The sequence below is a fragment of the Flavobacterium aureirubrum genome, from assembly GCF_038739835.1.
Lineage (GTDB): Bacteria > Bacteroidota > Bacteroidia > Flavobacteriales > Flavobacteriaceae > Flavobacterium > Flavobacterium aureirubrum.
The window spans coordinates 213438-226526 of the sequence record NZ_JBCGDO010000003.1; the positions used below are offsets into that span (position 1 = coordinate 213438).

16 protein-coding genes and 1 pseudogene are annotated in these 13089 nt (G+C 29.5%); 10 read left to right on the forward strand and 7 right to left on the reverse strand.

The window, feature by feature from the left end:
• Window positions 1-130: 130 nt before the first annotated feature.
• Genes WFZ85_RS04345 through WFZ85_RS04365 form a run of 5 tightly spaced genes read right to left on the reverse strand, consistent with a single transcriptional unit; the run spans window position 131 to window position 4598 of the window.
• Complete coding sequence (locus tag WFZ85_RS04345) at window positions 131-532, reverse strand: hypothetical protein (RefSeq protein WP_342695058.1); 402 nt, start codon at window positions 530-532, stop codon at window positions 131-133.
• Window positions 533-561: 29 nt separating this feature from the next.
• Complete coding sequence (locus WFZ85_RS04350; protein ID WP_342695059.1) at window positions 562-1257, reverse strand: DUF3800 domain-containing protein; 696 nt, start codon at window positions 1255-1257, stop codon at window positions 562-564.
• Between the two features lie 11 nt (window positions 1258-1268).
• Window positions 1269-2495, reverse strand: coding sequence for a restriction endonuclease subunit S (locus WFZ85_RS04355; protein WP_342695060.1), 1227 nt, complete (start codon window positions 2493-2495; stop codon window positions 1269-1271).
• 12 nt (window positions 2496-2507) lie between these two features.
• Entirely contained in the window at window positions 2508-4034 is a 1527-nt protein-coding gene (locus tag WFZ85_RS04360; RefSeq protein ID WP_342695061.1) for a type I restriction-modification system subunit M, read from the reverse strand.
• A 6-nt stretch (window positions 4035-4040) separates the two neighbouring features.
• Window positions 4041-4598 carry a restriction endonuclease subunit S gene (locus WFZ85_RS04365; protein WP_342695062.1) on the reverse strand — a complete coding sequence of 186 codons (558 nt, stop codon included), beginning with the start codon at window positions 4596-4598 and terminating at the stop codon, window positions 4041-4043.
• Window positions 4599-4887: 289 nt separating this feature from the next.
• Here WFZ85_RS04365 and WFZ85_RS04370 point away from each other — a divergent pair, with 289 nt between their 5' ends.
• The 4 genes from WFZ85_RS04370 (at window position 4888) to WFZ85_RS04385 (ending at window position 7442) form a co-directional block, all read left to right on the forward strand.
• On the forward strand, window positions 4888-5289 hold the full coding sequence (locus WFZ85_RS04370; RefSeq protein ID WP_342695063.1) for a hypothetical protein: 402 nt from the start codon (window positions 4888-4890) through the stop codon (window positions 5287-5289).
• Between the two features lie 73 nt (window positions 5290-5362).
• Window positions 5363-5815, forward strand: a complete 453-nt coding sequence (locus WFZ85_RS04375; RefSeq protein ID WP_342695064.1) for a JAB domain-containing protein — start codon at window positions 5363-5365, stop codon at window positions 5813-5815.
• A gap of 114 nt (window positions 5816-5929) precedes the next feature.
• Window positions 5930-7126, forward strand: a complete 1197-nt coding sequence (locus WFZ85_RS04380; protein ID WP_342695065.1) for a hypothetical protein — start codon at window positions 5930-5932, stop codon at window positions 7124-7126.
• Between the two features lie 97 nt (window positions 7127-7223).
• Entirely contained in the window at window positions 7224-7442 is a 219-nt protein-coding gene (locus WFZ85_RS04385; RefSeq protein ID WP_342695066.1) for a hypothetical protein, read from the forward strand.
• Here WFZ85_RS04385 and WFZ85_RS04390 read toward each other — a convergent pair.
• Window positions 7432-7647, reverse strand: a complete 216-nt coding sequence (locus WFZ85_RS04390) for a helix-turn-helix domain-containing protein (RefSeq protein ID WP_342695067.1) — start codon at window positions 7645-7647, stop codon at window positions 7432-7434. The genes WFZ85_RS04385 and WFZ85_RS04390 overlap by 11 nt on opposite strands.
• 116 nt (window positions 7648-7763) lie before the next feature.
• Here WFZ85_RS04390 and WFZ85_RS04395 point away from each other — a divergent pair, with 116 nt between their 5' ends.
• From WFZ85_RS04395 to WFZ85_RS04420, 6 genes are all read left to right on the forward strand, one after another.
• Complete coding sequence (locus WFZ85_RS04395) at window positions 7764-8213, forward strand: DUF2846 domain-containing protein (RefSeq protein ID WP_342695068.1); 450 nt, start codon at window positions 7764-7766, stop codon at window positions 8211-8213.
• Complete coding sequence (locus tag WFZ85_RS04400; protein WP_342695069.1) at window positions 8203-8646, forward strand: hypothetical protein; 444 nt, start codon at window positions 8203-8205, stop codon at window positions 8644-8646. The genes WFZ85_RS04395 and WFZ85_RS04400 overlap by 11 nt, the downstream gene beginning before the upstream one ends.
• Before the next feature lie 8 nt (window positions 8647-8654).
• Window positions 8655-9212 carry a hypothetical protein gene (locus WFZ85_RS04405; protein WP_342695070.1) on the forward strand — a complete coding sequence of 186 codons (558 nt, stop codon included), beginning with the start codon at window positions 8655-8657 and terminating at the stop codon, window positions 9210-9212.
• A 71-nt stretch (window positions 9213-9283) separates the two neighbouring features.
• Complete coding sequence (locus tag WFZ85_RS04410; RefSeq protein ID WP_342695071.1) at window positions 9284-11326, forward strand: hypothetical protein; 2043 nt, start codon at window positions 9284-9286, stop codon at window positions 11324-11326.
• Between the two features lie 32 nt (window positions 11327-11358).
• Window positions 11359-11916: a hypothetical protein gene (locus WFZ85_RS04415; protein ID WP_342695072.1), complete on the forward strand. Its 558-nt coding sequence runs from the start codon at window positions 11359-11361 to the stop codon at window positions 11914-11916.
• A gap of 36 nt (window positions 11917-11952) precedes the next feature.
• Window positions 11953-12552, forward strand: a complete 600-nt coding sequence (locus tag WFZ85_RS04420; protein WP_342695073.1) for a hypothetical protein — start codon at window positions 11953-11955, stop codon at window positions 12550-12552.
• A gap of 427 nt (window positions 12553-12979) precedes the next feature.
• On the opposite strand, the pseudogene WFZ85_RS04425 reads toward WFZ85_RS04420, so the two are convergent.
• Window positions 12980-13089 (reverse strand): annotated as a pseudogene (locus WFZ85_RS04425) (IS982 family transposase); the annotation flags it as partial.

A 13089-nucleotide genomic window follows, 5' to 3' on the forward strand; every position in this document is an offset into this window, starting at 1 on the left:
TAAATAGCTTTTTTTGGTATAACTATTGCTTTATGTTAATAAAGTTGTATATTTGCACTGTTCTTTACCTTGAGTAGGGAATCTACAAAGGTCTCAAACGCTGAACCAGCTAATCAGCGTTTTTTTATTTCTACCAATTAGGACTTCCTAATATTAAGTCTAAATTATCATCATCGTTTACTTCATAAGCAGTTACAAATCTTGCTTTATTGTTTTTGAATATTAGTATAACTACTATATAATTGTCTTTTACAATAGTAAGTCTTCTGTCATCTGTATATGTTTTAGTTTTTCTGTCCCACCCCTTTTTTAAAACTGCAGTTTTATCTAATAGCGCTTCTTTAATCCATAATATCTTTTCTAGTCGGTTTAATGAAAGTATGGATTTATCTCTAGCCCCCCTATCATAACTTTCGTAAAAACAATGATCAAACATATCTTGGTAGAACTGTACAAGTATTCCATCATGAGTATAAACATCAACTTTGCAATACTCATCATTCCAGAGCTGCCTCAAATCTGTCTCTGACATCAAATGTGATTTTATCTTTTTGTAAGCCATTACCAACCTCCTTGTAAATTAATTTTGAATACATTAAATTTTTCCTCGTACTTTGGAGTGTGGTTAATTTCTTTCTTTAAATAGTTGTGTTCAATATGACTTATTAATCCTTTTTTAGCTTCACTAACAATCTCTTTATTAAATTTGGCTGCAACTAATCCTGTGATAAAATCAGCTAATTGAATCCCTACAGATTCATGGGATGGTAATCCTTGGATGTACTTAATGTCAGAAGTAAGGTTAGCAAGATCTAATTTTTTTTCTAAAGTTTTTATTCGGCTCTTATCTCTATTAACTTTCAAGTCAACAAAAATGCTGTAATTGTTGAAGTCATAAATCCAATGATGCAATAATTGATAATAGAATTTATAAAATCCTAATTCAGCGTCTGCATTGTTAAATTTGATATTATCTACTTTATCCGATTCAACAATTAACACTCTTGAGCGGATGTATTCTGTGGTGAAGAAAAAATCAATTAAATCTTTGTATAAGTCAAAATAAGCAGGAGATACTTTATTCCATTTTAACTCGCCACTAATATTGTGTTTTTCTTTGATTTTATTAATTCCTTCTTTGAATTCTTTACGGTTTTCTGAAGGCATCCAAACACCACCAATAGCCATAAAAAGATGAGCTTTTTTTTGATTTAAAGCCTCAAGACCACTCTCATCACAATAAACTTCAAAATCCATATCGTATATTTTTAATTTACATTCACTCTTATTTTTCCTGTTAGCAACTGTTGCATCAAGCCTTTCTTTTGTAATTGCAAGGCTTCTAATTTTGCTTCGTAACTTTTTAATTCTTGGTCAGCTGTTTCTAAAACTTGTGCTATGGCAGTTTGTTCTTCAAAAGATGGGATTGTCAATTCTAAATTCATAAAATCATCTAAACCAATATTTAATAAACCGTGTGCTCTACCACCTTCTTTTGCAACTTTCATTAATTTATTTGTCATAAAGCCATTTTCAAAATAATGAACCATGAAATCTGAGTTTACATTTTCAAGTAGTTCAAAACATATATATAGCGTTGTTACAACAGCTTTCTCGAAATTGTTTAGTCTTTTGAAAGCACCCATTGGGTAGCCATTAGAATAACTTTTGTTATATGCAAATTGCCCTTTTTTTAACAAAAAATACCCTGAAAGTGTATCACTAGCAACTCTTTTATTGAAAAAATCTTCTTGAAGTATAAAACCTCTTTGAGCTGAAATAGTTACTACAGTATCATTTAACTCTTCATTTTTTGTAGTAACTCTTTTTGAGATTTTCCCCAATTCAGTTTTATTCCACTTCACACTAAACCTATTTAGTCTAATTTTACCTGATAATAATTGTTGAGCAAGTCCTTTATTTCTATCTTTTATTGTGTCTATTGTTTTTTTGCAAGTATTTATTGCATCATCCCAAGTTGATAATATTTCAGCTATTTTTTGTTGCTCTGATAATGGTGGAAGATGAATAACCATTTCAGTGAAAGTAGGTAGTCTTAAACTATCAACTGTAGCTTTTACCGAATGTCTGATAGTTTCTTTTAGGAAGAACACCTGAAAGTAATAGAAAATAAACTTACCTGTTGTTTCATCGGTAAAGTCACTTATTTTATAAACTCTTTGATGATAATCAAATTTACCATTTATGTAATGGAATATCTCACCAATATTACCTTCTCCCGGTATAAGTATAGCTTCACCATCATAAGAATACGAATTAATTCTCTCAATATTTTTTGACCTTACAAAAAAAGGATAAAGCCCATCATCTACCTTATTCTGATTGTCTTTCTTTCCTGTCTTAATATCAGAAAGTTCTCCTAACGTCATTATTTTCCAATCTGATGGGATAATTCCAATAGCGGTTTTTTTATAACCGTTCGGAACCTGCCTGTTATTATGGCTTATTGTTGGTGTTGTATCGTTGTTATTCATTCTTTTTGAAAATTAAAATCCTAACTCCGTTAAGTACTTATTCATTTTATCTTCCACAGTCACCAACTCTTTCTTTAAGGCTACAATGGTTTCTTGCGTTTGTTTTACATCAATGGCTTCTTCTTCTTCAAAGGTATCTACATAACGTGGAATGTTTAAGTTGTAATCGTTATTTTGTATGTCTTTTAAAGTAGCTCTGAATGCATATTTATCTTCTATAACTACACCATTTTCTGTATTTAATAGTTCAGCTTTCTTGAAGTTGAAATAAGTATCAACTATTTTTTTAATATCACTATCACGTAATCTATTTTGGTTTTTACCGGCTTCATAACCTTTACTTGCATCAATGAACAACACGTCTGTATTGTTTCCTTTTGCTTTATTAAAAATTAAAATAGATGCAGGAATACCTGTGCCAAAAAATAAGTTAGCAGGTAATCCAATAACTGCCTCTAAAAGATTTTCTTCTATTAATTGTTGACGTATTTTACCTTCGCTACTGCCACGGAATAAAGCACCATGGGGCATAATAACCCCAACACGTCCTGTGTCTTCATAAGTAGTTTCAATCATGTGGCTAATAAAAGCGTAATCGCCTTTACTTTTTGGAGGAACTCCTCTATGATAACGGTTGTGTAGGTCTGTAACTGCTGCTTCAGCACCCCATTTGTCTAATGAAAATGGAGGATTTGCGGTAACGATGTTGAACTTCATTAAATTGTCTCCTTCAAGTAAACGAGGATTATTTAAAGTATCTCCCCATTCGATAGTAGCATCGTCAATTTCGTGCAAAAACATATTCATACGAGCCAATGCCCAAGTGCTTCCGTTTACTTCTTGACCGTACAAGGCAAAGTTGTTACTTCCTACTTCTTTAGCCATTTTTATCAACAACGATGCACTTCCACACGCTGGATCACAGATACGGTCTCCTGGTTGTGGATTTAATAATTTTGCTAATAGGGTAGATACTTCGCTAGGTGTGTAGAACTCGCCCGATTTCTTGCCTTCTTCACCTGCAAACATCGAAATTAGATATTCATAAGCATCACCAATAATATCGTTACCATCTAAATGAGAAGGCTGTAAATCCATTGCTGCAAAATCAACCAACAAATTTTTAAGTCTTCTGTTTCTATCTTTAGTTTGCCCTAGATTATTTTCGGAATTAAAATCGATGCTTCTAAAAACTCTATCTAATTTACTTCTGTTAGCATCTTCTATACGTTCTAATGAAGTGTTGATTAGCTCACCTAAATTAGGTTCGTTTCTGTTTTCAAAAAGAAATTCAAAGGTTGCGTTCTCTGGAAGTTTGAAGCGCTCATTAGACAAAGCTCGTTCCATACGAGTTTCGTCACCGTTGTATTTTGTAGCATAGAAACTCTTTTTGTCTTTCCATACATCAGATACATACTTTACAAACAACATAGTTAATACATAATCTTTGTATTGATTACTGTTAAGCACACCTCTAAAAGTGTCACAAGCTTTCCAAACGATTTGATTAATTTCTTTTTGTGTGATTTTATTTTCCATAGTAATCTATTTTACGATTTTATTAATTATACCTTGAAACAAGGCTTTTTTATGTTCTATAATTTGATTTGATAATTTGATTTCTTCTGAATGTAAGGCACTAATTGTAGCAATATTATTTTGTATTTCTAATTTTGGTATGTCAATCATAATACTTTCTAGTTCACCTTTTCTAATAGATGGAATAGAACTACCAGCACCCATACTTTGAAACTGACTTTGGTATTTTTGAGAATTAAACAATGTTGTAATATAATCGGGATTTACATTTTCCTTGTTTATTCTAATTACATAGAATATAGAAGAAGCAATTGCTGGTCCCATAGATTTGTTGTAAGTCCAAGCAAAGTTTCTAAAACCTTTACCCACAAAAAGCACATCACCATCCTCTAAAAGGTGACTTTCATTTTTATTGTCTATATTTACAAATGCATCTATATCACTTTGAAGATTGCCAAAATCATCAAAGTTTTTAGCTTGCAGGTATTTAGCAAAACCCTTTTCTAGTGGTTTTACATAAAGTCCAAACTTTATATTAGCAATATCTTTTAACTGTTTCTGCATCTATACTATTTTGTAGAATGTTTCAAATTTTTTACAAAGATATAAAAAATAATTGAATATCCTAATAAATATTTTTGTAGAGTTATTCAAAAATTTTTATAAAATTTTTTCGCACAACCTTCCCTGTCTCAAAACCCCCACCAATTCTGAGTGATTACAATACCCCCCTGGTGTTGTGTCAAGTACAAAATTTTTCTGCAGGTATATTTATCTTGAGTTGAAAGCCAAGAGTTTTTATCTGGAAAAGTGTTGTGCAAAATCTTAATGTTTAACTCAAAAACTAGAAAAGATGGTAAGAATTGTAAACTATCAAAAAAGAACAACAGAGGAAGGAAAAGTATTCTTCACTCTAGAACTTCAAGGTGGGATTGAAGTAGTAAAATCCCAAGAAACAGGTAAATTGTACATGACTGCAAGAAAAGCAAATATGTCTTGCACATTTGATGAGCTAACCTGTCAATCATTAATTGGAACAGAACTTCCGGGATCTGTTAGAAAAGTAGAATGTGAAGCGTATGAGTACACCATCAAAGCCACAGGTGAAGTCATTACTCTATCACACAGATTTGAATACGTTGAGCAAGAAGCTCCTATTCAAACTGCAGAGAAAAGCAAAACTACCATTGAGGAGTTTATGAGCAATGCCCCAAAAGGTAATTCCTTCTCAACTAATGGTCAATTAGTGCATTAGAAAGATAACCTATGTCTATAATCAGGCATAGGTTATTTACTTTTTTAATTTTTTAACCTAATTACAACCAGAAATGAAAAAAACGCTATTAAATGTGTCTGAAATAAAAGTAGCCTATAGCACTAGTGATACTCCTAAAGTAAAAATTAAATCAGGGGAAGAGGCTTATGACGTTTTATTAGCTTCATGGAATTTAGACACAATAGAATTGCAAGAAGAGTTTAAAATATTGTTATTAAACAGAGCCAATGAAGTGCTAGGTATTTATCCTTTATCTAAAGGAGGCATTACTGGAACTATAGTTGACCAAAGATTAATTTTTGCAGTAGCTTTAAAATGCAATGCTTCTGGAATTATAATGTGTCATAATCACCCAAGCGGCAAACTGCTGCCAAGTGAAGCTGATATTACTTTGACCAAGAGTATTGCTAAATGTTCGGATTTACTAGAGATAAACTTATTAGACCATTTGATTATAACAAAAAATGGTTTTTATAGCTTTTCTAATGAAGGAAAGTTAAGTTGAAAGCGTAAGGTTGTTTAAATAGCCCTTAATTTGAATGATTTTCAATTTTTCATTTATAAAGCCATATATTATTAATAGCTTTTTTATATTAGTTGCTTTAAATGATAATTTTAAATGCAGGAAAATAAAAACATAGTTGTTGAACAATCTGGATTATTTGGAAATCTTGGATTAGGGGATAAATTCACAATCCCTGACAATTATGTTATTTATTTTGAAAAGGAGCAAAACAAAGAGCTTAGTCTGTATATCAGGAGAAATTTCAAAATGCTTAAATCTAAGTTTGCAGCAAATGACCTTAATTTCATTTATTTTCCATTAATTTCAAGCTCCTCTACTAATATACAAGAGCTCATCTCTTATTACTTCCCTCAACTTAACTACTATCTACTTCCTGAGAGAGTTACTGAACACTTCAATGAAAAAATGTTAAGTCAAGTATTTAATAATTTTCAGGAGGAGATTAACTTTATTAGTGATAAAAATGAATATGTTCCATCACAAATAAAGTCAGAGGAATTTTTAAATCTACTTGATTTTAAAAGTAACATTAATTCAGGTTTGCTTTTTTTTAAATATGACAAAGGAGTTATTGGAGTTTCTGATTATTTCTATTCTAACTCAAATCATGACTATGAATTGTTTTTTGAGGAAGCAATAAAGTATATAGTGACTGATAATTGGGTAGACTATAGTCTTGGGGATAATATGATTGCCAGTTTCCTTCCGGCTATAGATTATACAGAACAGCTAGATGATGATGCTAAAGAAGTTGTTCAAGAGTTAGAAAATAAATTAGCGGACCTAAAAGATAGTGGTCAGTTGTTATTTCTAATTCCGGTGTTAAAAGACTTACTTAATAAACAATCACAAAAGATTGATTTTAATAGCATTAGTAAAATAGAAATTGATTATCAAAATAAAATTCAACTCCCATATTTTAAAAAAGAAGTAGAGATGAGCCATTTAACCAAAGCAATCTATTTCTTGTTTCTAAAGCATCCTGAAGGCATTAACTTAAAAGAACTAAGCAACTACAGAAAAGAGTTGCTTACTATTTACACTTCAGTTTCAAACCAATTGGATTATGATAAAATGTCTAAGAGTATAGATGATGTCATTAATATAGAAACAAAAGCTATTTACACCCACCTATCCAGAATTAAATCTGCATTTTATAAAATTATGGATGCTTCTTTTGCCAAATATTACATTGTATCGGGTTCTGGAGAAGAAGAAAGAGTTGTTCTGTTCAATACAAAAGACATCATTTGGAATAATTTTGACCGATTAACTCCAGAAATGTTTTAAAACTCCTCTTGCAAATTTGCAACTCTCCTAAACTCTTATAATTCATAACTACATTTGTCATATCAATATTGATAGGGCATAAATCAACTTATTTACAATGGAAGATTTTATTTTAAACCAATTTTGTATTGGGGAAGAGTTTGCTTTACATGAATTTGAGTTGGAGTATATGGAAACCAAAACAGACAAAAGCGGAATAGATTATGACTATTTTAAATATACAGGTAAGTTATTGACAAATGATAAAGTAAAAGAGATTGTATTAGCCTACAACTGCGATATTTTAAGGGGAATTTTTGTTACTCTTAGAAGTTAAAAAGTTCAACTAAGGAAACGTCAAGTGCTTTGGCAACTTTTTCTAAGGTAGAAAGTGTAGGATTAACTCTTCCTGCTTCCAATCTAGACATATTACTCTTCTCAAAATTGCATTTTGCAGCCAAATCTTGTTGTGATAGCCCTTTCAACTCTCTGAGTTTTTGGATTTGTTGACCAATATTTATTTGAAGAGAATTGTCTGACATTAAACTTTTCGAGTTGTATTATTTGATAACTCAAAATTTGTTCTATTTTTGTCTATTTGGTTATCATTTATGATAACTATAAGTAATTTTTAACAACCACATAATACATTTATAAAATGAAAAAAATAATTTTATTTTTATTAATTCTTATTGCATGCTCTTGTGCCTCTACAAAGCAATTTCAAAACTTCACCCATAATAAAACACTAGAAAATAATAAAGCAAGAATTTATGTTATTAGAACCGGATTTTCTGGTGGAGCTGTATCAACTTCATTATTTTGCGATGATGTTTTAATTGGAAAAACAGGGGGCAATGGTTTTCTATGTTGGGATGTAGAAGAAGGCAAACATACCATAGGAAATACTCAACTTATTCATGCAGGAGCTACATTAGGAGCTGCCCACAATGAAGATATATTTGTCATAAATGCAAAGCCAGGTAAAACGTATTATATTAAACAATATCCAAGGTTTGGTGGATTTTCATTTGAATTTTTAGACAATGAACAAGGAGAAAGATTTTTAAAAGGGAAAAGTAATCCTAAGCAAAACTATGTTGAATAAAGAAGAAAATGAACTCATGTCTATTTCTATGATTGAATTGGAAAAAGTGCTATTAGAGGCAACAATGCGACTTGACATAGAAATGTTCAAAGAATTTTATATTTATACGGAGGATTATAAACAGTCCAAACGATTATTTTTATTGAAAGACATGGCAATTGCATTCAATAAATTCATAGAACAAGGAGATACTTCTCTTAAACCTAATTTAGGTATTTGTAATAGATGTAATAAAGGTTGCTATGGGCATATTCTTGTTGGTAATAATAGTAAAAATTACATGAACCTATTATTTGAAAATGATGTAGACAAAATTATTGGAGTAGCAGAATGTGCTGATTTAAAAACTGCAAACAAAATTGAGGGTTTGAACAAAAGAATTTATCTTCATGAATACAATGAACCAGGTTCACCTAATAATGTTCCTTTTTAAATCATAATATGAACCAAATTACTTTTATACAGGATACGATAGAATTGATAAAGCAATTTACATTGGCTAGTAAAAATTCAGATATATTCGCGCTTGAAAATCTATTAGAAGAAAAAGGAATATTTGAAATTGAAGATGATAATTTAGAAATTATTGAAGCGTCTAAAATAGACTTTTTAAAATGGTATCATACAAAAATCAAAACTACAAAGATTAATGATGTTATTTATGATCAATGCATTGGATGTAGTTTTGGAAAAAATATTGTAATATTAAACCTTGGAACATTTCCTAGAATGCCACAAGAATTTACAGATAAAACCAAAGCCGGATTGATGCTTGATTCTCATAATGGAAAAATTCACAGAATACAATTCTGTTTTTCTTTCTTAAAAACTGATAACAAAGCAGTTTGTGATTGTGTAGGTGAAGAATATGTGAAATACATTAAACAAGGATTTTCAAAAGAAGAAGCCATTGCAATGTATGATGCCAATCCAAATTCGGAATATAGTTATATCACAAAAAAAATAGAAGAGGATGAAATTGATAATATTCCTTTTTAGTCTAGAGAATAGTCAATATTAATTATATATCTGCTAAATTAATTGTTAATAGTTTGTATAAATATTATTAAATGGCAACTTTAAAAGAATTATTAGTAGATGTTACAACAAGTTCTACTATTGACTTTATTAATAATGATATTCCTTATTTAGACGGGAGGTTTTGGGCTTATGCATGGGTTAAAGGCAAAGAAAAAAATCTTATTTGTATTGGAGCTGAAGTTGAAACTTTAAAAAAGATAAATATAAATCCTGAAATAGATAATCTTGTTTTAAGTAAACCTATTGTTAAAGAAAATTCTATTGGGGACAAATTCATTCTTTATCGATTAACTATTCTAAATAATTTTTTAAATCACGATTTTTTATCAAATTATTCTTTTGATCTTAAAGACAAAGATGAAAAAATAGTCAAATTATTTAAAAATAATCCGCTAAAATTATTTGATTTAATTTCAAAATATTATCCTTTAAACATAGATCAAATAATCAAAAATTGTGAAAGGTTAAATTTTAAAAATTTAAGTTCAAATTCCTCTATTATTTGGAATTTTGAAATTATTGAAACATTCAATAATAAATGGAATTGGGATGATTTAAGCTCTAATCCTTCGTTGCCTTGGAGTATTCAACTATTAAAGTATTATAAAGATAAATGGAATTGGGAATTATTAGCCAACAATACTTCATTACCATCAGAAGTTGAAATTATTGAGTTTTTGATCAACAATTGTGATTGGTATACTTTGGCGCGGAATAATGCTATTTCTTGGAATTTAAAATTAATTGAACTTTTTGAAAAAAGTATATTATGGCATTTTAGGTGTGAGTTTTTTTTAAAATGTTTAATTGATAATAAGTCTTTATTTTGGGAATACAAATTAATAGAACGATATGAAAACAAATGGGCTTGGTACACATTAAGCGAAAACACTTCATTACCTTGGAGTATTGAATTAATAGAACGATATGAAGATAAATTGACTTGGTATTCTTTAAGCTCTAATCCTTCATTGCCTTGGAGTATTGAATTAATAGAACGATTTGAAGATAAATGGAACTGGAATATATTAAGTAAGAACACTTCAATACCTTGGAGTATTGAATTAATAGAACAATTTAAAAATAATTGGAAATGGGGATTTGGTAATACTGATTGGCATAATTTAAGTTCTAACCTATCATTACCTTGGGGTATTGAATTAATAGAACAATATAAAGATAAATGGGATTGGGAGAGTTTAAGTAAAAATAGTGTTATTCCATGGAGTATTAAATTAATTGACGAATTTAAAAATAACTGGAATTGGATAAATTTGAGCAGAAGTAGTTTTTTTGAATGGAGTTTAGAATTAATTGAACGATATGAAAACAAATGGGCTTGGTCTACTTTAAGCTCTAATAAGTTATTACCTTGGACCATTGATTTGATAGAGCTTTATAAAGATAGATGGGATTGGCGAATGTTAACTAGAAATAGTGCATTACCTTGGAGTATTGAATTAATTGAAAAATATAAAAATAAATGGGATTGGCAACATTTGGCAGAAAATCCTTTTTTGCCATGGAGCAACCAATTGATTGAAATATTTGAGAATAATAAAACATGGAAATTTAAATATCGTATACATTACTTCTGTAAACTCACTAATTTCCCTTGGACTATAGAATTAATTGAACGTTATGAAAAATATATTGAATGGTATTCTTTAAGCTCTAATCCTTCATTGCCTTGGAGTATTGAATTAATAGAACGATTTGAAGATAAATGGATTTTTGGTATTAACGATAATAATGAATATTTTGAAGCTATTATATTTGGTTTAAGTGAAAATCTATCATTACCATGGAGTGTAGAACTTTTAGAAAAATATGAAGACAGATGGAATTGGGATGATTTAAGCTCTAATCCTTCGTTGCCTTGGAGTATTGAATTAATAGAACGATTTGAAGATAAATGGGGTTGGCATCGTTTAAGCTATAATAAATCAATAAAATGGAATCTTGATTATATTTTTAAATTTACCAATAGAATTCATGGATTAGACAACTTGATTTTTGATGAAATTTCAGAAAATTTTAACAATACCACTATCGAAGGTATACTGAACTAAAATATTAAAATTTCACTAAAAAGTAAAGATTAATGAGCATGACTATAATAACCAATATTTACCTTCAAATTCTTAATGAAATAACCCCATCATCAAACTATATTCCTAAAAAAGCGGAATATGTCTCTTGGTACAAAAACCACTATAAAACTATAGCGCAACAGTCATATAATGATTTTTGTATGCAAGAGTTGATTTGGGTTTTTCATGAATTTAAAAGTTTAGTTAGTTTTTTAGAACATGAACAAACCATAATTGAAGCCAATAACAGATACAAACTCTTAGACCAAGAAAATGATGAAGAGGTCATAGAATGGCTGCTTGATTATGAAAACGTCTATCAATATGCAGAACATTTTTATTGCTCCCATTTTGAATGGGAAGAAGGCAAAATTGAAGGAGATAAAATAGTTGTGTCAAAAGAATTAGGAATTAAAATTGAACTTAGTGATTTCAAAGAATTTATTGTATTAGAAGAAACTTTTAATCCTTTAATAACTAAGTATAAAAACAAATTTTGTACTGAGGAATTACAGCCTTTCAATACTAGATTGCAAACCATGTTGGAATACCACAATATTAAAGAGTAAAAGACAACACCTATATTCAAAAAATTACCGCCTAAAATGGACTTGGAAAAGATTTTAATTTTGAATGAAATAAAAGATTACGAAATTCAATTATCCAAATTTGCGTACCCCTATATTTCAAATGTAAATGAAATCAGAGATTTTTTAATAAATAATGAAGCCTTATATCAAAGAGCAATAAAATATTGTATTGAGGAATTTGATAATGGAAAAGGAATGTTGGAACCTCTAACGTATGCTGACTTAAGCGGAAGATATAAAAAAGAAATTGAGTTTATTGATAGGTATAAGTACATGAAACGAATAGTTGATCTCCAAATACTAGAATCATTTTATATTGATGAAGTTGAGGAGTTTGATACCATTTCAAATTCTGTAAAAAAAGTCAAAAAATGGCTGGATAAAGTTGCTGTTTATTTTGAGCAAGAAGAGCTTATTGCAATAAATTGGCATACTACTAATTACATAAATATTCCCCAAAATGATATTGTCATTTATTTTTGGGATGATATACACATCTTTATTCGGCGTGAAGATTTTAAAGGAGCTTTACAGCTATCAAGTTTGTTTTGGGATTTACTTTGGAATATGGAAATTTACCCTGAAAATGAATTCTACATAAAGTTCAATCAGTAATTTGATTAAATCCTTGTAAAACATTTGTAAAACATTTGTCATTATAAAAGCTAAAAATCAGAAAACAAAAGAAAATGGAAAATTGTTATTTAACTGATATTCAGATAAAAAGAAACAAAAAGCAAGTATACACAACATAACTTGAAGGGACTGTTAATCAGAGGGTCCTTGGTTCGAGCCCAAGAGGGGGAGCTTTATTAGAAAGACTTTACAGAAATGTAAAGTCTTTTTTTATTTACAAAAAAAATAGGCTTGGCCTTTATAGATGACAAACTTTTCAAAAAAACTTTACATCAAATTTTGTTTTTTGAACGCCATATTGATGCGCTATAAGCTATAGCGTGTAAATCTTCTTTAAAGTAGCCCTTTTGTTGACATTTAATAAAAACAGAATTATAATTTTTATATATTAACCCGTTGGGTGTAATTAAATTATTTGATTTTTAATATTATTTATTGGTCTATCAAAGATGAATTTATTGATATATTGAACTAAAGTTAATGCTGTAATTTTTGCTAATATTCTTGTTTTAAAAC